This window comes from Cupriavidus sp. D384, assembly GCF_001652915.1.
In the GTDB taxonomy this organism is placed as follows: Bacteria; Pseudomonadota; Gammaproteobacteria; order Burkholderiales; family Burkholderiaceae; genus Cupriavidus.
The window spans coordinates 104,877-125,223 of sequence record NZ_BBQI01000017.1 but is presented as its reverse complement, the minus strand read 5'-3'; the positions used below and the strand labels follow the sequence as shown (position 1 = coordinate 125,223).

Here is a 20,347-nt window from a genome sequence, read left to right as displayed (position 1 = left end):
GATTGAAGTCAACGCGACGACCGCGCTGTTTTTCTAAAGTCACACAGTCAATAGGTTTATTCTTACTTAGCTTGGGGGTCTGAATGGCTGTCACCACCGCGTCTCCACGCGTCGACACCTTCAACTACGGTGTAGTGCGGCAGTTTGCCGTCATGACCGTTGTCTGGGGCATTGTCGGCATGGCCGTAGGCGTTCTGCTTGCGGCGCAACTGATCTGGCCGGATCTGAATTTCAACACGCCGTGGCTGTCGTTCGGCCGACTGCGTCCGCTGCACACCAACGCGGTGATCTTCGCGTTTGGCGGCAGCGCGCTGTTCGCCACGTCGTACTACGTGGTGCAGCGCACCTGCCAGGCGCGCCTGTTCTGCGGGCCGCTCGCGGCGTTCACGTTCTGGGGCTGGCAAATCGTCATCGTGGCTGCCGCGATCACGCTGCCGATGGGCATCACGAGCTCGAAGGAGTATGCCGAGCTCGAATGGCCGATCGACATCCTGATCACGCTGGTCTGGGTGGCCTACGCCATCGTCTTTTTCGGCACGATTGTCAAGCGCAAGACCCGGCACATCTACGTTGCCAACTGGTTTTTCGGCGCTTACATCCTGACCATCGCCATCCTGCATATCGTCAACAACATCGAGATGCCGGCATCGATGTGGAAGTCGTATTCCGCCTATGCGGGCGTGCAGGACGCCATGATCCAGTGGTGGTACGGCCATAACGCGGTGGGCTTCTTCCTGACCACCAGCTTCCTGGGGATGATGTACTACTTCATTCCGAAGCAGGCCGAGCGTCCGATCTATTCCTACCGGCTGTCGATCGTCCACTTCTGGGCGCTGAACTTCACCTACATGTGGGCCGGTCCCCACCATCTGCAATACACCGCGCTGCCTGACTGGGCGCAGTCGCTGGGCATGGTGTTCTCGCTGATCCTGCTCGCGCCGTCGTGGGGCGGCATGATCAACGGCATCATGACCATGTCGGGTGCGTGGCACAAGCTGCGTACCGATCCGATCCTCAAGTTCCTGGTGGTGGCGCTGTCGTTCTACGGCATGGCTACCTTCGAGGGATCGATGATGTCGATCAAGACCGTGAATGCGCTGTCGCACTACACGGACTGGACGATCGGCCACGTACATTCTGGCGCGCTCGGCTGGGTCGCGATGATCTCGATCGGCTCGCTGTACTACCTCATCCCGCGCCTGTTCGGTGAAAAGCAGATGTACAGCACGCGCCTGATCGAGCTGCACTTCTGGGTCGCCACGATCGGCGTGGTGCTCTATATCGCCTCGATGTGGATCGCCGGTGTGATGGAAGGCCTGATGTGGCGTGCCACGCAGCCGGACGGCACGCTGACGTACGCGTTCGTGGAAGCGGTCAAGGCCAAGTATCCGTTCTACCTGATCCGTCTGGCGGGTGGCCTGTGCTTCCTGGGCGGCATGTTCATCATGGCCTACAACGTGTTCCGCACCATCGCCGGCAAGCCGACCGTGGATGCGCCGATTCCGGCCAGCCTGCCGGCTTCCGCCCACTGACACGCCGAGGACGCAAACAATGTCTCAGAATCAAGGATTTTTCAGGCACGAGACGCTGGAAAAGAACGTCGGCTGGCTGATCATCGCTACCATCATCGTGGTCAGCATTGCCGGCCTGGTGCAGATCGTGCCGCTGTTCTTCCAGCACTCCACCACCCAGCCCGATCCGGGCATCACGCCGTACTCGCCGCTGCGGCTGATGGGGCGAGATATCTATATCCGTGAAGGCTGCGTGGGGTGCCACTCGCAACAGGTGCGCACGCTGCAGGCCGAAACCGAGCGCTATGGCCATTTCTCCACGGCTGGCGAGTCGGTGTACGACCACCCGTTCCTGTGGGGCTCCAAGCGTACGGGTCCCGATCTGGCTCGCGTGGGCGGCCGCTATTCCGACGACTGGCAGCGCATCCATCTGCGCAATCCGCGTGACGTGGTGCCCGAATCGGTGATGCCGTCGTATCCGTGGCTCGAGAAAACGCCGCTGCCGACCGACTCGGTCCAGGACCGCATGCGCGCGCTGAAGCGCCTGGGCGTGCCCTATACCGACGCCGAGATTGCGGGTGCACCGGAAGAACTGGTGGGCAAGACCGAGGAGGACGCCATGGTCGCGTACCTGCAGGGTCTGGGCCTGAACCGTCGCAACGTCCGCCTGGACACGGCCCCAGCGCCTGCCGCTGCGGCACCTGCGGCCGAGAGCGCCGCACCCGCGAAGGAGTAACGCCATGGTCATCGTGACTTCCATCGCCACTGTCCTGTCGCTGCTGACGTTCCTGGCGATCTGCTGGTGGGCCTGGTCGGCGGGCCGCAAGGCGGCCAACGAGGAATCGGCGATGCTGCCGTTTGCCTTGCCGGACGAACATAACAATCCAAGCCGGAACTAGTAACCATGAGCGATTTCATTTCCGATTTCTGGGGCTACTACATCGCGGCCATCGCGCTCATTGGTATCGCGTGGTGCGTGTGGCTGCTGTTTTCACAACGGAAGATGCCGAAGGGCATCAGCACCACCGACGACACCGGGCATGTCTGGGATGACGACCTGCGCGAGCTGAACAATCCGCTGCCGCGCTGGTGGATGTGGATGTTCCTGCTGGCCTGCGTGTTCAGCGTGGGTTACCTGGTGCTCTATCCGGGCCTTGGCACATACGCCGGCGTGCTGAAGTTCTCGACACAGGGCGAACTTGCCGCGCATCGGGAAGCCGCCGAGAAGATGCAGCACGAGATCTATGCCAAGTACCTGAAGATGGACGTCAAGCAGGTGTCGGCGGACCCCGATGCACGTGAGATCGGCCAGCGCCTGTTCCTGAACTATTGTGCCCAGTGCCATGGCTCGGACGCCCGCGGCAGCCGCGGCTTCCCGAACTTGACCGACAACGACTGGCTCTATGGCGGGGACCCCGAAACGATCCAGCAGACGATCACGAAGGGGCGTAACGGCGTGATGCCGCCGTTTGGTGGCACGATCGATGCCAAGCTGGCCGGCGATACGGCGCAGTATGTGCGGTCGCTGTCGGGGCTCACATACGATCCGATCCGGGCGTCGCGCGGCGAAAGCACGTTCAAGTCGACCTGCGCGGCATGCCATGGCGCAAGCGGCAAGGGCAACCAGGCGCTTGGCGCGCCGAACCTGTCCGACAACGTCTGGCTGTACGGCAGTTCGGAAGGCGTGATCGTCGAGGCCATCCTGAAGGGGCACAACGGCCATATGCCGGCCCATGAGGAAATCCTGACGCCCGAGCGCATCCGTATGCTGACCGCGTACGTATGGGGTCTGTCGAACACCAGCACGAATGCCGCACCTACAGGGCAATGACAAACCGCTCTCCGGTCCGGGCGGCACGCCGTCCGGCCGGGAGCATGAGGGCTGAACAATGAGCGCGCCCCTGGAATCTCCCCCCACTACCCGCGAATCAAGCGAGGCCGCCTGGCGGCCCGCACCCCCACCCAAGCCGGCGGCCGACGCCACCGAGGAGGCGCTTTACGAAGTACGGCGCAAGATCTACCCGCGCTCGGTCACGGGTGCCTTCTCTAGCTGGCGGGTCTGGCTGGTCATCCTCACGCAACTGGTCTACTACGGTACCCCGTGGCTGCAATGGAACGACCGTCAGGCCGTGCTGTTCGATCTCGGTGCCCGCAAGTTCTATATCTTCGGACTGGTGCTGTGGCCCCAGGACGTCATCTACCTGGCGGTGCTGCTGGTCATCTCGGCGCTGGCGCTGTTCCTGTTCACGGCCATCGCAGGACGGCTGTTTTGCGGCTACGCGTGTCCACAGACGGTCTACACCGAGATCTTCATGTGGATCGAGCGTCGTGTCGAAGGCGATCGCATTGCCCGCATCCGGCTGGACGGCGATCCCTGGAGCCTGCGCAAGATTCGTATCAAGGCGACCAAGCACTCGCTGTGGATCCTGATCGCGCTGTGGACGGGCTTTACGTTCATCGGCTACTTCGCTCCGATCCGTGAACTGGGCGGCGAGGTCCTGCACTGGACGCTGGGCCCATGGCAGGCGTTCTGGATGCTGTTCTATGCGTTTGCCACGTGGGGCAACGCCGGGTTCATGCGCGAGCAGGTGTGCAAATACATGTGCCCGTATGCGCGCTTCCAGAGCGTGATGGTGGATCGCGATACCTATGTCGTGACCTACGATGTGGGCCGTGGCGAACCGCGCGGCAGCCGGTCGCGCAAGGTCGATCACCACGCGGCTGGCCTGGGCGATTGCGTGAACTGCAGCATCTGCGTGCAGGTATGCCCGACTGGCATCGATATCCGTGACGGGCTGCAGTACGAGTGCATCGGCTGCGGCGCGTGTATCGATGCCTGCGACCAGGTCATGGACAAGATGGAGTATCCGCGCGGGCTGATCCGGTACACATCGGAAAACGCGATGCGCAAGAAGCTGACGGCATCGGATGCCCGCAAGCGCCTGCTGCGTCCGCGCACGATTGTCTACACGGCCATCTGGCTGGCGCTGACGGCTGGCTTTGTTGCATCCCTGGCCATGCGTACGCCGCTCAAGGTCGACATCATCCGTGATCGTGGCGCGCTGGGGCGCGAAGTGGAAGGCCGCTGGATCGAGAACGTGTACCGGCTGCAGCTGATCAATGCGACCGAGGCACCAATGAAGTTCCATGTGCAGGCACAGAGCGACGAACTGAAGGGCCTGATCGTGGAGTACGACCACGGCGCGGAATCGCTGTCGCCCACCTCGAACCGCCTGTTGCCTATCCGCATTCGCGTCCCGATCGACGATGCGAAGCAGGGCACGCACAAGATCGAGGTGACGGTCACCGCCGAGACCGAAGCCGAGCGCAAGGTGGATATCCGGCAAAGCACGAGTTTTATCGTTCCTCGCGATCTGTGATGCTGTCACCGATGGTGAGCCGGGACGAATGCCAATAGGAGAGCGCAATGACCCAACACCCCGCAAAGCCCTGGTACAGGGAACCATGGCCCTGGATTCTGATGAGTGGTCCGCTGCTGGCGATGGTCGGTTGCGGTATCACGATCTGGCTGGCGAACACCCATGCCGATGTGCCGGTGACCGACGCCACCCGCCATGGACTGGTCGTCGAGAAGGCCAGCGCCGATCGCGCTGAACAGACTGCGAGGCGCCCATGAGACTGCGCTGGCTGATGTGGGTGCTATGGCCGGCGTTTCTGATGGGTGGTGCGGCTACGGCGGTGGTGTTCTCGGTGGTAGATCCCGGAGATCTGAATTTCTTCGGGCACCCGGTCGAAGCGTCACGGCAGGCGATCTACACCGTGGGGTTTCTGGTGGCGTGGCTGTTCTGCGCGTTGTCCAGCGGCCTCACGCTGTACACGATGCCGGTGAAGCTCAGCGACACCGATGAACTCGAGTAGGCAATGCAGAACTTGCACTGCAAAAGACAAAGGCCGCGCCGGAAATTTTCCGGCGCGGCCTTTGTCGTGATGTCCCGTACGGGGTCGGCCTGCCTTAGCAGGACCGGCTGTACACCTGCTTGATACCTGCCATATCAACAAGCTTCACATGTCGCTGACGAATCTGAATCAGGCCTGCTTCGGCAAAGCGCGAGAACAGGCGGCTGACGGTCTCGAGCTTCAGGCCCAGGTAGCTGCCGATTTCTTCGCGACTCATGCGCAGAACGAACTCGGTGGACGAATAACCGCGTGCCGAAAGGCGCTCGGACATGTTCACGAGAAAAGCGGCCAGGCGTTCTTCGGCGCGCATCGAGCCCAGCGTGATCAGCATGACCTGGTCCTGCGAAATTTCCTTGCTCATCAGGCGCAGAAACTGGCCTTGCAGGGAGGGCAGGGTGCTCGAGAGCGATTGCAGGTCGTCATAGCGCACGACGCAGACTTCGGTGTCTTCCAGCGCAGTGGCGTCGGAAGCGTGCTGCATCTCGCTGAGGCCGTCGAGGCCAATGACTTCACCGGGCAGGTGAAAGCCCGTGATCTGGGTGCGCCCGTCTTCCATGGTGACGTGCGTCTTCAGTGTGCCGAAGCGAATGGCGTACACCGCGTTGAGCGGCTCGCCCATGCGGTAAAGCGTTTCGCCCTTGTGGACACGCACGCGTTCCTGCACGAGCGTGTCCATCTTCGCCAGGTCTTGTTGCGACATGCCCACGGGCAGGCAAAGCTGGCCCATGGCACATGTGGAGCAACGGGGCGACATCTCGGTGACGGGGATGGAAGTCAACAATTGAAGTGCTCGTTATGAATGCGCTTGCAGCGAGGGCGCGATGCAGGCATTTTACAGCGTCATGTGACGCAGAAGCGAGGAACAGTTGCCATTTGGTGTGCTTTTAAGCGTTTTTCTGATGGCTTTGCTCGGTGGTATGCATTGCGCTGCCATGTGTGGAGGAATTGCTATTGCCGCGGAGCAGAAACACCCGCGGGATGTGGCAATTGTCTTGCACCGTTCCACGCGCCAATGGTGGACTGCGCTGTGCATCATGCATGCGGGGCGCATTACGACATACATGCTGCTTGGCGCGGTGATGGGGGCGGTGGGCGCGACGGTGTGGCGGCAGGATTATCTGCCACTGCAGCGCTGGCTCTACGCGGCGGGCAGCATGATGCTGGTGATCACGGGGCTGTGGCTGTTGCGCGGGCGCGTAATGCGATCCGACTGGATCGAGCGTCTGGCGTCGCTGGCCGCAGTGCACGTGGTTCAGCGCGCACGCGCGATGGCCGGACGATTGCCGATGCGGCTGCGCAGCACGCCGCGCGCGGCACCACTGTTGCGTCGGTACGGGATGGGCCTGGCATGGGGGCTGGTGCCGTGCGGGATGGTCTATGGGGCACTTGCACTGGCGCTGCTGGCTGGCAACGCGGTGTCGGGCGCGTTGGTGATGGGGGCGTTCGGCCTGGGTACGCTGCCGAACCTGCTGGTGATCTCGGGGTTGTCGGGGTACCTGCGGCAACTCTCCCGCAAGCCCGCGGTTCGCGTGGCGTCAGGGCTGGTGGTGATCGGATTTGGCGTGCTGGGCGTGGCCCGGGCAATATGGCTGCCGGATACCCTGGCCCAACACGGCTTTTGCGTGGTGTTCTGAATCGGCCACAGCGGCGGGTTGCGGGCGGGACCGGGAATGCCATACAATCCCCAGAACCACGGTATCGCGCCGCACCATGCTCGGGGCGCCGCTGGGGCCGCATCCCTGATCTGGGGAGCGTGCCCAGGGTTTCTGGCCACCCAGGTGCGTCGGAAACGTCTCCACAGTCCATCCGGTTCAAAAGATCTGGTTAAAAGGCCGGCTGCGGTTGGGAAGATGGCGCCGGTCAGGGCGGGGTTGCCTGAGCCGATATCGTCTTGTTTCTTGCCGTCTTGGCCATCCGGTGGCCCTGGCGAATGTCCGCCCCGAAGGGAGAAGGCGCGACGCAAGAGGTCCGTTGACTGGTGAAACTGGCCAGCGCCGGACGATCTCCTGCCGGATCGACCCGGCAATTCGATGCAAAAGAACGAGGTGCGCACGGCTGCGCTGCATTAGGCGGGCGAGCTGGCTGCGCGATGAAATGGCGGTGGCTTCGGCCTCGCTGTATCTGCAATCTCCAGTGCTCCGGGATTCGTCCGGGAGCAGGTGCAAAGACAGGCTGCACGCAATCACATGAATACCCAAGAGGCGAAGATCGTCCTCGAGACCGCGCTGATCTGTGCGCAGGAACCGCTGCGCGTTGGCGATCTGCGACGGTTGTTTGCCGACGATGTCGGCGCCGACACGATCCGGGTGCTGCTCGAGGAACTGCGGCAGGACTGGCAGCCGCGCGGGGTGGAACTCGTGGCGCTGGCCAGCGGCTGGCGTTTCCAGAGTCGCCCCGAGATGCGGGAGTTCCTTGACCGGCTGAATCCCGAAAAGCCGCCGAAGTACTCGCGCGCCGTCATGGAAACCCTGGCGATCATTGCGTATCGCCAGCCTGTCACCCGTGGCGATATCGAGGAAATCCGGGGCGTGACGGTCAGCACGGAAGTGGTCAAGAAACTCGAGGACCGCAGCTGGATCGAAGTCATCGGCCACCGCGACGTGCCGGGACGCCCGGCGCTGTATGCAACGACCAAGGCGTTCCTGGATGACCTTGGCTTGCGTTCGCTGGACGAACTGCCGCCGCTGGAAGATGCTCAGGCGCAGGCGCAAGCCGCGCTGCTGGAGCAGCAGGCCATCGATTTTGAAGAAATCGCCACGGCCAACCCGCCGGCTGGCGACGAAGAAGCGTTTGCGGAATCGGCCGCCGTGCCCGCAGAGACCGGGGCAGCGCCCGCGACGGTGGAGGCGGCTGAAGCCACCGAAACGGCTGGTCTGGCCGAAGCCGACGAAAACGCCAGGCCGGAAGCGCGCGCCGACACGGAATCGGCGCAGCATGAAGAAGGGGGCACAACCCCCAGCGAGGAAGTCGCCGACGGCGAAGCCTCCGAAGACGAAATCAGCGCCGCCCGGATGCCTGAAGACGACGGGCAGGACGACGCGCCGGTGGCTCATGCCAACGGCTTCCACATGGACACCGGGGCGACCAAAGCGGCGCCCGCCGAGCCTGCGGACCTGAATGGCGAGACGCCATTCCCGACCGAGGACGACGACGAGCGTGTGTCCAACTGAACAACATGCAACATCGATAGTGAATACTTTGTCTGATTCCGCTGAGCAAGACGTCCGCCAGCCGGACGTGCCGGGTGACACCGGCGCCCCCGATACGGGAAATGACGCCGACGGCGCGCCGCGCCGCAAGGGGCTCCGCCGCGGTTTGCGCAATCTGGTGGCTTCGCGCCGCCAGGCCGCGCAGGATCGGGACGCGGGTCGCGCGGAAGGCGATGCGCCGGCACCGGCCGAGGCTGGCGACACCGCCCAGCCCGCCGCGCCGCGTGGCCGTGGTCGCCGCAAGCCGGCGCCCACCGCCGACGCCGGTGTGCCGGCAGCGCAGCACGCCGACGGCGGCGAGGCGCAGGCCCAGGCTGGTCAGCGCAAGCGCCGCCAGCAGCCGCAGCGCAAGGCCGCATTGGTTGACGGCGACAACAAGCCGGCAGCCGAGCAGGCTGGCAAGCGCAACCGCAACGGCCAGCGCAAGAATCAGGCGGGTGGCGGCAAGCAGGGTGCCCGTGGCGAACAGCGTCAGGGTGAGCAGCGAGGCGAGCAACGCCAGGGCGACAAGCCGGCCAGGCAGGCCAGCGGCAAGGGCGGCGCGGCAAAGAGTGCTGCAGGCTCCGAAGACCTGTTCCGGTTCGTGATTTCCGAGCAGTTCGACGAGGAAGATACGGTCGTGCCGCGCACCAAGGCCAAGCCGGTGCGCGAGCTGACATCGGATGACGATGCGCCGAAGCTGCACAAGGTGCTGGCCGAAGGCGGTCTGGGTTCGCGCCGCGAGATGGAAGAGCTGATCCTGCAGGGTCGGGTGTCCGTCAACGGCCTGCCTGCCCATATCGGCCAGCGTATCCTGCCGGCCGACCAGGTTCGCGTGAACGGCAAGCTGATTCATCGCAAGGTATCGACCAAGCCGCCGCGCGTGCTGCTGTATCACAAGCCGTCCGGCGAAATCGTCAGCCAGTCTGATCCGGAAGGCCGTCCGACCGTGTTCGACAGCCTGCCGCGCATCAAGAACGGCAAGTGGGTGGCGGTGGGGCGTCTGGACTTCAATACCGAAGGCCTGCTGATCTTCACCACGTCTGGCGACATCGCCAACCGCTTCATGCATCCGCGCTATGGCGTGGAGCGCGAGTATGCGGTGCGTACCCTGGGCGAGCTGGCGGAAGCCGATCGTCAGGCGCTGCTGCACGGCATCCAGCTCGATGATGGCGAGGCCAACTTCCTGCGTATCGCCGATGGCGGTGGCGAGGGCGTGAACCAGTGGTATCACGTGGCGCTGACCGAAGGCCGGAATCGCGAAGTGCGCCGGATGTTCGAAGCCGTCGGCCTGACCGTTTCGCGCCTGATCCGTACCCGCTACGGCCAGTTCCTGTTGCCGCGCGGTCTCAAGCGCGGCCGCTGGCAAGAGCTGGAAGCTACCGATGTGCGCAACCTGATGGCCAATATTGGCCTGAAGGCGCCGGCCAAGAGTGACCAGGGCGGCAGCAAGGGCGCCACCAAGGTGGGCGGCCGCAAGGCGCGCACCGAAGCCGCTATTGCCGGCATGCCGATGCACACCGGCATGGATGGACTGCCCCGCTTTGAAAAGCCGGCTGGCAATCGCGGCGGTGGCAATGCCGGCGGCCGTGGCCAACCCGACCCGATGCAGACCTCGATGGGTTATATCCCGTCTGGCCCGGCGCCGCTGACGTCGCACACGACGAAATTCAGCGGCGGCGGCCTGGGTGGCGCCGGCGGTATGCGCGGCGCGGGCGGCATGCGTGGCGCTGCTGGCGGCAAGGGTGCTGGCGGCGGCCGTGGCGGCCGCGGTGGCATGGGCGGCATGGGTGGCAACGCCGGGAATGCCGGGAACGCTGGCGGAAATCGTCAGCGTCGGGGCGGCGGCGGCGACGTCAACGGCAATGTGATGCCGAAGGCTGCGAAGGCCGGTGGCGGCGCTGGCGGCGGTGGCGGCAATCGCCGGCCCCGTGGCGGTGGCCGGGGCGGTCAACGCTGATACGGAAAGGGCCGATGCCGGGAAAGTCCGGCAATTGGTCCCATTCCGGCGCGGATCCCAGTTGGCTTTTGCCTTTTAGGCATAATCCGCGTATAATCAAAGTCTATTCAAAAGTATCATCCTCGGCGAGGATGGGCGAATGATGGGCATTGCGCCCATTTTTTTTTGGTTCGCCCGTTTGTGCTTGCGGCTGGAATGCGTCACACGATGCATCCGGTTTCATGGGGATGATGGGCAGGCAGGGCTTACAGGTCGTTTCGGAACCTCGATTTCAGAACGTTGTGTTGTCCGGTGTCTGCCAAGGTATTGAAAGCCACTACTCGGGAATACAGTGCATCTGGCAGATTTGATCGAAACCACCCTTAACGGCATGGGCTACGAGTTGGTTGAGCTTGAGCGTGCCCCGGCCGGACTTCTGCGTGTCTATATCGATCAGCCTGAAACCGGCATCGTCATTGAGGATTGCGAGAAGGTCAGCCGTCAGCTTACGCACGTGCTGATGGTCGAGAACGTCGACTACGAGCGCCTCGAAGTGTCGTCGCCCGGCCTGGACCGCCCCCTCAAGAAGCTGGCCGACTTTGCCCGCTTCGCCGGTGAGGAAGCCCGAGTCACGCTGCGCCTGCCGGTCAACGGCCAGAAGAATTTCGTCGGCATCCTGCGCGAACCCGCAGGCGAGGCCGGGGCCGAGAAGATCGGCCTGGAATTCGAGGGCAAGGATGGCCCGGCGCTGCTGGAATTCGCCATATCCGATGTCGACAAGGCCCGTCTGGTGCCTGTGATCGACTTCAAGGGAAATCAAAGAAAAGGGAACAAGCAATGAGCCGCGAAGTTCTGTTGCTCGTCGATGCGCTAGCGCGCGAGAAGAACGTCGACAAGGATGTGGTCTTTGGTGCGCTGGAGGCCGCGCTGGCCTCGGCGACCAAGAAGCGTTTCGAGGAAGACGTGGATATCCGCGTCCATATCGACCGTGAATCCGGCGAGCACGAAACGTTCCGCCGCTGGCTTGTCGTCCCCGACGAACAGGGCCTGCAGGAACCGGACAAGCAGATCCTGCTGTTCGAAGCCCGCGATCAGAGCGCCGACATCCAGCTGGACGATTTCATCGAAGAGCAGATCGAGTCGGTGGAGTTCGGCCGTATCGGCGCGCAGGCCGCCAAGCAGGTGATCCTGCAGCGTATCCGCGACGCCGAGCGCGAACAGATCCTGAATGACTACCTGGATCGCGGCGAGAAGATCATGACCGGCACGGTCAAGCGTGCCGACAAGAAGGGCCTGATCGTCGAGTCCGGCCGCGTGGAAGCGCTGCTGGCCCGCGATCAGATCATTCCGAAGGAAAACCTGCGCACCGGCGACCGCGTGCGCGCGTACATCCTGAATGTGGACCGCGCCGCGCGTGGCCCGCAGATCGAACTGTCGCGCACCGCGCCCGAGTTCCTGATCAAGCTCTTCGAGAACGAAGTGCCCGAGATGGAACAGGGCCTGCTGGAAATCAAGGCGGCTGCCCGCGATCCGGGTGTGCGCGCCAAGATCGCCGTGGTGGCGCATGACAAGCGCATCGATCCGATCGGCACCTGCGTGGGCGTGCGTGGCACGCGCGTCACGGCAGTGCGTAACGAGATTGGCGGCGAGGCCGTGGACATCGTACTGTGGTCGGAAGACCCGGCGCAGTTCGTGATCGGCGCGCTGGCACCGGCACAGGTGCAGTCGATCGTGGTCGACGAAGAGAAGCACTGCATGGATGTGGTGGTCGACGAGGAAAATCTCGCCGTCTCCATTGGTCGCAGCGGTCAGAACGTACGCCTGGCGTCGGAGCTGACCGGCTGGCAGATCAACATCATGACGCAGGAAGAATCGGCGCAGAAGCAGGCCGAGGAAAGCGAAGTGGTCCGCAAGTTGTTCATGGCCAAGCTGGACGTGGACGAGGAAGTGGCGGACATCCTGATCGAGGAAGGCTTCTCCACGCTGGAAGAAGTGGCCTACGTGCCCATCAGCGAAATGATGGAAATCGAGGCCTTCGACGAGGACACCGTCAACGAGCTGCGCAACCGCGCACGCGATGCGCTGCTGACGATGGAACTGGCCCGGGAAGAAAAGGTGGAAGAGGTGTCGCAGGATCTGCGTTCGCTCGACGGCCTGACCCCCGAGCTGATCGGCAAATTGGCCGAAGGCAATATCCATACGCGTGACGACCTGGCCGAACTGGCCGTGGACGAGCTGGTCGAGATGGCCGGCGTTGGCGAGGATGAAGCCAAGGCGCTGATCATGAAAGCACGGGAACATTGGTTTAACTGAGGGACACGTCCGGGGTGACACCCGGACGCGCTTTCCGCACACGAATTGTCCCGACGTAGAAACCGAGCATTGAAAGGGTTTGAATGGCAAGCACAACAGTTGCCCAACTGGCCGCAGAACTGAGCCGCAGCCCTGCTGCACTGCTGGAACAATTGCAGGCAGCTGGGGTGGGCAAGGCGACGCCTGAAGACATCATTACCGAATCGGACAAGACCCGACTGCTGGATTATCTGAAGCGGTCGCATGGTCAGACCGATGACAGCGCACGCAAGAAAATCACGTTGACCAAGCGCGAAACGTCCGAGATCCGTCAATCCGACTCCACCGGCAAGACCCGCACGGTGCAGGTCGAGGTGCGCAAGAAGCGCGTGCTGATCAAGCGCGACGAAGTCGAATCGCACGACGACGGTGCCGACAACCAGGCGGCCGAAGCCGCAGCCGAACAGGCACGCCGCGACGAGGAACAGCGCCGCGAGCAGGCCGAGGCCCTGGCACGTCAGGAAGCCGAAGCCCAGGCTGCCCGCGAGGCCGCCGAGCGCGAGGAAGCCGAGCGCCGCGCCAAGCAGGAAGCCCTGGAGGCCGAGCAGCGCCGCCAGACCGAACTGCTGGCGCAGAAGGCGGCTGAAGAAGCCGCTGCCGCCCAGGCCGCCTCCGACGCCGCCGAGGAAACCGCGCGCAAGAAGGCTGAAGAAGACAAGGCACGTCTGGCAACCGAACGCGCCCAGGCGCAAAAGAATGCCGACGAGGCCAAGGCTGCCGCCGACAAGGCGCGCGCCGAGCAGGACAGCGCCAAGGCAGCTGCCGACAAGGCCCGCGCCGAGCAGGACGCCGCCGCGCGCCGCCGTCGCGAGGCTGCCGAAGCCGAAGCCCGTGCCATCCAGCAAATGCTGAATGCGCCGCCCCGTGTGCTGAAGGCACCGTCGGAGCGCAAGGCCGAGGAAAAGAAGGCCGAGCAGACCGGCACGCTGCACAAGCCGGTGAAGCCGGCTGGCACCGAAGTCAAGAAGGACGAGAAGAAGACCGCCGCCGCGCCGGCCGCCACGACGACCACTGCCACCGCCGACAAGAAGGGTGGCAAGGGCAAGGGCAGCTGGCAGGACGAAGCCCGCGGAAAGGGCAAGGGCGGTGGCCTGAAGACGCGCGGCGATTCGTCGGGCGGCACCGGCGGCTGGCGCAGTGGCCCGCGTGGCCGTGGCGGCAAGCAGCATGGTGACGATGGCCGCAGCAACTTCCAGGCGCCGACCGAACCGGTGGTGCGCGAAGTGCACGTGCCCGAGACCGTCTCGGTGGCCGATCTGGCCCACAAGATGGCCGTCAAGGCATCCGAGGTCATCAAGCAGATGATGAAGCTCGGCCAGATGGTGACGATCAACCAGGTGCTGGACCAGGAAACCGCCATGATCGTGGTGGAAGAAATGGGCCACAAGGCGTACGCCGCCAAGCTGGACGATCCGGAAGCGCTGCTGCTGGTGACGGAAGGCGAAGAGCAGACCGACGCCGAACTGCTGCCGCGCCCGCCGGTGGTGACCGTGATGGGTCACGTCGACCACGGCAAGACCTCGCTGCTGGACTACATCCGCCGCACCAAGGTTGCCGCGGGCGAAGCCGGTGGCATTACGCAGCATATTGGTGCGTACCACGTGGAAACCGACCGTGGCGTGATCACGTTCCTGGACACCCCGGGTCACGAGGCCTTCACGGCCATGCGTGCCCGTGGTGCCAAGGCCACCGATATCGTCATCCTGGTGGTGGCGGCCGACGACGGCGTGATGCCGCAGACCAAGGAAGCGATTGCGCACGCCAAGGCTGCCGGCGTGCCCATCGTGGTGGCAATCACCAAGGTTGACAAGCCCGAAGCCAACCCGGATCGCGTCAAGCAGGAACTGGTGGCCGAGCAGGTGTTGCCTGAAGAGTACGGCGGCGATTCGCCGTTCGTGCCGGTGTCGGCCAAGTCTGGCCAGGGCATCGACGACCTGCTCGAGAACGTGCTGCTGCAGGCTGAAGTGCTGGAACTGCGTGCTCCGGTGGACGCACCCGCCAAGGGTCTGGTCGTGGAAGCCCAGCTCGACAAGGGCAAGGGCCCGATCGCCACGATCCTGGTGAGCAGCGGTACGCTCAAGCGCGGCGACGTCGTGCTGGCCGGCAGTGCCTATGGCCGCGTGCGCGCCATGCTGGACGAAAACGGCAAGCCGGCGAAGGAAGCTGGTCCGTCGATCCCGGTGGAAATCCAGGGTCTGTCGGAAGTGCCCGCCGCTGGTGAGGAAGTGCTGGTGCTGCCGGACGAGCGCAAGGCGCGTGAAATCGCCCTGTTCCGTCAGGGCAAGTTCCGCGACGTGAAGCTGGCCAAGCAGCAGGCGGCCAAGCTGGAAACGATGCTGGAGCAGATGGCCGAAGGCGAAGTCCAGACGCTGCCGCTGATCGTGAAGGCCGACGTGCAGGGTTCGCAGGAAGCGCTGGTGCAGTCGCTGCAGAAGCTGTCGACCGCCGAAGTGCGCGTGCAGATCGTGCACGGTGGCGTGGGCGGCATCTCGGAATCGGACGTCAACCTGGCTACCGCTTCGAAGGCTGTGATCATCGGCTTCAACGTGCGTGCTGATTCCGGTGCGCGCAAGCTGGCCGAGCACAACGGCATCGACATCCGCTACTACAACATCATTTACGATGCTGTGGACGAGATCAAGGCGGCGATGTCGGGCATGCTGGCGCCGGAAAAGCGCGAGACGACGATCGGTCAGGTGGAAGTCCGTCAGGTCTTCCGCGTGCCGAAGGTTGGCGCCGTGGCCGGCTGTATGGTCACCGACGGCCTGGTCAAGCGTACGTCGCTGGTCCGTGTGCTGCGCAACAACGTGGTGATCCACGACGGCGAACTGGACTCGCTCAAGCGGTTCAAGGACGACGTCAAGGAAGTCAAGCAGGGCTTCGAGTGCGGTTTGTCGATCAAGAACTTCAACGATGTTCAGGAAGGCGACCAGCTCGAGGTGTACGAAATCACCGAGGTGGCGCGTACGCTGTAAGGCGATACGCAAAGACGGCAGGCTCCGGCCTGCCGTTTTCACATCATCGGTAAAGCAAAAAGTTTTGCATGGCCAAGAAAGGCAATATCTCTTCCCGTAATTTGCGCTTGTCCGACCAGATCCAGAAGGAACTGGCCGAGATGATCCAGCGCGAGCTCCGCGATCCGCGCCTGGGGCTGGTAACGCTGCAGTCGGTGTCGCTGACGCCCGACTACGCGCATGCCAAGGTGTATTTCACGGTGCTTGGTGCCGAGCCCGAGGTGGCGGCCGGCATCCTCAAGGAAAAGGCGGGCTACCTGCATTCGCTGCTGTTCAAGCGTCTGCATATCCATACCGTGCCGACGCTGCACTTCCATCACGACACGTCGGTGGAGCATGCGATCGAGATGTCGAAGCTGATCAACGAAGCCAACTCGACGCGCGCCAAGGACGACGAATAAGGCTCCGGCCTTGTTCGTGCCGTTTTCTCGCGAGCCGGCCTGCGGGCCGGCGCCGCAAACATCTTCCCCGCAATGACCGATTCCCAAGCCAACCGTCCGCCCCGGCTGCCGCGTCGTGACGTGCATGGCGTGCTGCTGCTCGACAAGCCGCTGGGCCTGTCGTCCAACGATGCGCTGGTGCGCGCCAAGCGCCTGCTGCGCGCGAACAAGGCCGGCCATACCGGTACGCTCGATCCGCTGGCGACCGGCCTGTTGCCGCTGTGCTTTGGCGAGGCCACCAAGTTCTCGCAGGACCTGCTCGACGCCGACAAGACCTACGAAGCCGCAGTGCGCCTGGGCGCCACCACGACCACCGGCGACGCGGAGGGCGATATCGTCAGCGAACGGCCGGTGACCTGCGACCGCGCGGCGCTTGACGCAGCGATCGTGCGTTTCACGGGCGAAATCGAACAGGTGCCCCCGATGTACTCGGCGCTGAAGAAGGACGGCAAGCCGCTCTACGAATATGCGCGGGCAGGGCAGACGGTTGAACGCGCGGCACGCCAGGTGACCATCCACGCGATCACGCTGCTCGATGTTGACCTGGAAAATAGTCGTTTTACGATGCGCGTGACCTGCAGCAAGGGCACGTATATCCGCACGCTGGCCGAAGATATTGGCGAAGCGCTTGGTTGCGGCGCTCACCTGACGGGGCTGCGGCGTACTGGCGTGGGCGATCTGACGCTGGAGGGCGCGGTCACGCTGGAGCAGATTGATGCACACCCCGACGACGTGCGGCCTACGCTGCTGGCGCCGGTGGATGCGTTGCTGCAGCGCTGCGCGCCCGTGCAACTCGATGCCGCGTCGGCTGGCCGTTTCGTGCAGGGCCAGCGCATCGCGCGCCGCGATCTGCCCGAGGGGCTGGTGGCGGAAGAGGGCGCGCTGACGCGTGTCTATGGCGACGATGGCAGGCTGCTTGGTGTGGCGCGGATGCGGGACGGGGCCTTGCGGCCGGAGCGGCTCGTAAAACTCTGAGTTTTACCGGCGGCTCTCAAGAAAGCGTCCAAAGCAAAAGGGCATCGATATATGGATCGATGCCCTTTTTTCATGCCTCATGCACAATGCCGGCCGGTCAGTGTGCGCCGGCCGCGTCGGCGCCGCCGCCGCCCTTGGCGCGCTTGGTCAGCCACACAAAGCCGATCAGCGCGAAGAACAGCACGCCCGAGATCCAGAAGATGTCGTTGGCGCCCAGCATCGACGCCTGCAGCGAGATGTTGCGTTCGATCAGCCCGATGGCCTGCATCTTCGACATGCCCATTTCCATCAGGTGGTCGAGCTGGGCCTGGTACGCCGGGTTGTACGGGTTGATCTGTTCCACCAGTTGCGCGTGATGCAGCGCCGAGCGGTTTTCCCAGACCGTGGTCGAGATCGACGCGCCGATGGCACCGAACGTGATCCGCACGAAGTTCGACAGGCCCGAGGCCGCCGGGATCTTCTCGGGCGGCTGGCCCGACAGGATGATCGACGTCAGCGGGATAAAGAACATCGCCATGGCCGCGCCCTGGATCAGCGTCGGAATCACCAGTGCGCGCGTGTCCACGCCGGTGGTGAAGCCAGCCCGCATGAAGCTGACCGCGCCGAAGGTGATGAACGCCGTGGTCGCCACCCAGCGCGCATCGACCTTCGGCAGCGCACGGCCAATGATCGGTGACAGGATGATGGCGAAAATACCCACGGGCGCCGTTACCAGGCCGGCATCGGTGGCGGTGTAGCCGACGATGGTCTGCAGCCACAGCGGCAGGATCACGAGGTTGCCGAAGAACAGGCCGTAAGCCACCGAGATCGCCACCACCCCGGCCGCGAAGTTGCGGCCCTTGAACAGGTGGATGTCGACGATCGGATGCTTTTCGTAAAGCTCCCAGGCCAGGAAGAACAGGAAGCCGACCACGGCGGTCACGCCCAGCGCCACGATCACGCCGGAATGGAACCAGTCCAGTTCCTTGCCCTTGTCCAGCATCAGCTGCATCGATCCAACCCAGATCACCAGCAGCGCCAGGCCGATGCGGTCGATCGGCAGCATCTTGGTGGGCGTTTCACGGTCGCGATAGATCGACCACGTCACCCAGGCCGTCACGATCCCGATCGGCACGTTGATGTAGAAGATCCACGGCCAGGTCATGTTGTCCGAGATCCAGCCGCCCAGCAGCGGCCCCATGATGGGCGCCACCAGCGTGGTCATGCCCCATAGCGCCAGGGCCATCGAACTCCTGGCGGGCGGATAGCTTGCCAGCAGCAGCGCCTGCGACAGCGGAATCATCGGGCCGGCCACGGCGCCTTGCAGCACGCGGGCGGCCAGCAGCGTTTCCAGGTTCGGCGCCACGCCGCACAGCCACGACGACACCACGAACAGCAGGATCGACAGCACGAACAGGCGCACCGCGCCAAAGCGCGTGGTCAGCCAGCCTGTGAGCGGCACCGAGATCGCGTTGGCGACGGCGAACGACGTGATGACCCAGGTGCCCTGGTTCGGCGATACGCCGAGATCGCCCGAGATGGCCGGGATCGACACGTTGGCAATCGACGAATCGAGCACGTTCATGAACGTGGCGAGCGACAGCGCGATGGTGCCCAGGATCAGCTTGCCGCCCGTAAGCGGCGGATGCGCGGCGGGGCGGGCGGGCGCCGGCTTCGGGGCCGGTGCCGCGCCGGCGTCCGGCGTTGCGGTGGTGGAATTAGCCATGGGCAATCAGCCAGTCAAGCGGGTCAATTCGGATCGATCAGGTACGGGCGGGCTTGGCCGCCGCACGGGCCGCATTGGCCGCCGCGGCACTTGCCGCGCTGGCCGCGCCGGCAGGATTTGCCGCACCCGGAGCCGGCACGCGACCGCCGTTGTTGACCGCGATAATGCGGGCGATCAGCGCGTCGGCGTCCTGCGCCACCTTGTCATAGACATCGGTCTGCAACGGCTTGGCGGACTTGGCGCTGACCAGCGACGCGCCTTCTTCCTTGCGCACATCGACCGTGACGTTCATCGACAGGCCCACGCGCAGCGGGTGGTCCTTGAGCTGCTGCGGATCCAGGGCGATCCGCACCGGCAGGCGCTGCACCACCTTGATCCAGTTGCCGGTGGCGTTCTGCGCAGGCAACAGCGAGAACGCGGCACCGGTGCCGGCCGAGAAGCCTTCCACATGGCCCGTGTACTTGACCTTCGAGCCATAGACGTCGGCTTCCAGCTCAACCGGCTGGCCGATCCGCATGTGGGTGATCTGCACTTCCTTGAAGTTCGCGTCGACCCAGACCTGGTCCAGCGGCACCACGGCCATCAGGGGCGTGCCGGGCGCCACGCGCTGGCCCACCTGCACCGACCGCTTGGCGACGTAGCCGGTGACCGGCGCCGGCATGGTCGAGCGCGCAAACGCCAGATAGGCCGAGCGCAGGCTGGCAGCGGCGCGCTGCACGTTCGGGTGCTTTTCCACCGTGGTCTGGTCCGTCAGCACCTGGTTCGATGCCAATTGCTCACGGGCGGCAACCAGCGCCGACTCCGCGGCCTTCAGCGCGGTCTGGGCGTGGGCGATTTCCTCGCTCGACACGGCGCCCGAGCCGGCAATGGCCTGGCGGCGGCGCAGGTCGTCGCGGGCCTTTGCCACGTCGGCGTCGCGCAGTGCCACCTGCGCCGACAGCGAACCATTGTTCACATACAGCGTGCGCACTTCGCGCACGGCCTGGGCAAGCTGGGCTTCGGCCTGCTCCATGGCGACCTGCGTGTCGGCGCGATCGAGCTGGATCAGCGGCTGGCCGGCGGTCACCAGTTGCGTATCGTCGGCGGCAATCGACACCACGGTGCCACCCACCAGCGGCGTGACCTGCACCACGTTGCCGGCCACGTAGGCGTCGTCGGTGTTCTCGAAATGGCGGGCGTAAAGGCCCCAGTACAGGCCATAGCCGATGCCGGCCACCACGACCGCGGCGGTCAGGGAAACGAGCAGGCGCTTGCGCTTGCCGTTGTTGTCGCCCGCGGGGGCTGCTTGCTGGTTGGTGCTCATGA

At 64.3% G+C, this 20,347-nt stretch carries 18 protein-coding genes; 15 read left to right on the top strand and 3 right to left on the bottom strand.

Translation table 11 applies throughout. From position 1 onward, the window contains the following. The first annotated feature begins 83 nt into the window (after positions 1 to 83). Genes ccoN through A9J21_RS08045 form a run of 7 tightly spaced genes read left to right on the top strand, consistent with a single transcriptional unit; the run spans position 84 to position 5,390 of the window. Entirely contained in the window at positions 84 to 1,532 is a 1,449-nt protein-coding gene (gene ccoN, locus A9J21_RS08075; RefSeq protein WP_066733671.1) for a cytochrome-c oxidase, cbb3-type subunit I, read from the top strand. Positions 1,533 to 1,551: 19 nt separating this feature from the next. Next, entirely contained in the window at positions 1,552 to 2,247 is a 696-nt protein-coding gene (gene ccoO, locus A9J21_RS08070) for a cytochrome-c oxidase, cbb3-type subunit II (protein ID WP_066733666.1), read from the top strand. Between the two features lie 4 nt (positions 2,248 to 2,251). Continuing rightward, positions 2,252 to 2,410: a cytochrome oxidase gene (locus A9J21_RS08065; protein ID WP_066733664.1), complete on the top strand. Its 159-nt coding sequence runs from the start codon at positions 2,252 to 2,254 to the stop codon at positions 2,408 to 2,410. 5 nt (positions 2,411 to 2,415) lie between these two features. After that, positions 2,416 to 3,342, top strand: coding sequence for a cytochrome-c oxidase, cbb3-type subunit III (gene ccoP / locus A9J21_RS08060; RefSeq protein WP_066733662.1), 927 nt, complete (start codon positions 2,416 to 2,418; stop codon positions 3,340 to 3,342). 58 nt (positions 3,343 to 3,400) lie between these two features. Continuing rightward, positions 3,401 to 4,891: a cytochrome c oxidase accessory protein CcoG gene (ccoG, locus tag A9J21_RS08055; RefSeq protein WP_066733659.1), complete on the top strand. Its 1,491-nt coding sequence runs from the start codon at positions 3,401 to 3,403 to the stop codon at positions 4,889 to 4,891. 47 nt (positions 4,892 to 4,938) lie between these two features. Beyond that, a complete protein-coding gene (locus A9J21_RS08050) occupies positions 4,939 to 5,148 on the top strand; it encodes a hypothetical protein (RefSeq protein WP_066733656.1) in 210 nt (69 codons plus the stop codon). Beyond that, positions 5,145 to 5,390, top strand: a complete 246-nt coding sequence (locus tag A9J21_RS08045; RefSeq protein ID WP_066733653.1) for a hypothetical protein — start codon at positions 5,145 to 5,147, stop codon at positions 5,388 to 5,390. The genes A9J21_RS08050 and A9J21_RS08045 overlap by 4 nt, the downstream gene beginning before the upstream one ends. A gap of 94 nt (positions 5,391 to 5,484) precedes the next feature. Here A9J21_RS08045 and fnr read toward each other — a convergent pair whose 3' ends face one another. Continuing rightward, complete coding sequence (gene fnr / locus A9J21_RS08040) at positions 5,485 to 6,210, bottom strand: fumarate/nitrate reduction transcriptional regulator Fnr (RefSeq protein ID WP_066733651.1); 726 nt, start codon at positions 6,208 to 6,210, stop codon at positions 5,485 to 5,487. Positions 6,211 to 6,295: 85 nt separating this feature from the next. Between fnr and A9J21_RS08035 the strand changes: the two genes are divergently transcribed. From A9J21_RS08035 to truB, 8 genes are all read left to right on the top strand, one after another. Next, complete coding sequence (locus A9J21_RS08035; protein WP_066733649.1) at positions 6,296 to 7,063, top strand: sulfite exporter TauE/SafE family protein; 768 nt, start codon at positions 6,296 to 6,298, stop codon at positions 7,061 to 7,063. 552 nt (positions 7,064 to 7,615) lie between these two features. Then, positions 7,616 to 8,599: an SMC-Scp complex subunit ScpB gene (scpB, locus tag A9J21_RS08030; RefSeq protein WP_066733646.1), complete on the top strand. Its 984-nt coding sequence runs from the start codon at positions 7,616 to 7,618 to the stop codon at positions 8,597 to 8,599. Positions 8,600 to 8,627: 28 nt separating this feature from the next. Beyond that, positions 8,628 to 10,577 (top strand): 23S rRNA pseudouridine(2605) synthase RluB, encoded by a 1,950-nt coding sequence (gene rluB, locus A9J21_RS08025; protein ID WP_066733643.1) that lies wholly within the window; start codon positions 8,628 to 8,630, stop codon positions 10,575 to 10,577. A gap of 331 nt (positions 10,578 to 10,908) precedes the next feature. After that, positions 10,909 to 11,397: a ribosome maturation factor RimP gene (gene rimP / locus A9J21_RS08020; protein ID WP_066733641.1), complete on the top strand. Its 489-nt coding sequence runs from the start codon at positions 10,909 to 10,911 to the stop codon at positions 11,395 to 11,397. Further along, the gene (nusA, locus tag A9J21_RS08015) at positions 11,394 to 12,869 is read left to right on the top strand and encodes a transcription termination factor NusA (protein WP_066733638.1); all 1,476 of its coding nucleotides are present in this window, start codon (positions 11,394 to 11,396) and stop codon (positions 12,867 to 12,869) included. The genes rimP and nusA overlap by 4 nt, the downstream gene beginning before the upstream one ends. 83 nt (positions 12,870 to 12,952) lie before the next feature. Further along, positions 12,953 to 15,883 carry a translation initiation factor IF-2 gene (infB, locus tag A9J21_RS08010; protein ID WP_066733636.1) on the top strand — a complete coding sequence of 977 codons (2,931 nt, stop codon included), beginning with the start codon at positions 12,953 to 12,955 and terminating at the stop codon, positions 15,881 to 15,883. A gap of 68 nt (positions 15,884 to 15,951) precedes the next feature. Then, complete coding sequence (gene rbfA / locus A9J21_RS08005; RefSeq protein WP_066733635.1) at positions 15,952 to 16,323, top strand: 30S ribosome-binding factor RbfA; 372 nt, start codon at positions 15,952 to 15,954, stop codon at positions 16,321 to 16,323. Positions 16,324 to 16,395: 72 nt separating this feature from the next. Next, complete coding sequence (gene truB, locus A9J21_RS08000) at positions 16,396 to 17,337, top strand: tRNA pseudouridine(55) synthase TruB (protein ID WP_066733633.1); 942 nt, start codon at positions 16,396 to 16,398, stop codon at positions 17,335 to 17,337. A gap of 97 nt (positions 17,338 to 17,434) precedes the next feature. Here truB and A9J21_RS07995 read toward each other — a convergent pair whose 3' ends face one another. Next, positions 17,435 to 19,042 carry a DHA2 family efflux MFS transporter permease subunit gene (locus A9J21_RS07995; RefSeq protein WP_066733632.1) on the bottom strand — a complete coding sequence of 536 codons (1,608 nt, stop codon included), beginning with the start codon at positions 19,040 to 19,042 and terminating at the stop codon, positions 17,435 to 17,437. Positions 19,043 to 19,079: 37 nt separating this feature from the next. Then, entirely contained in the window at positions 19,080 to 20,345 is a 1,266-nt protein-coding gene (locus tag A9J21_RS07990; RefSeq protein WP_066733631.1) for an HlyD family efflux transporter periplasmic adaptor subunit, read from the bottom strand. Between the last annotated feature and the right edge of the window lie 2 nt (positions 20,346 to 20,347).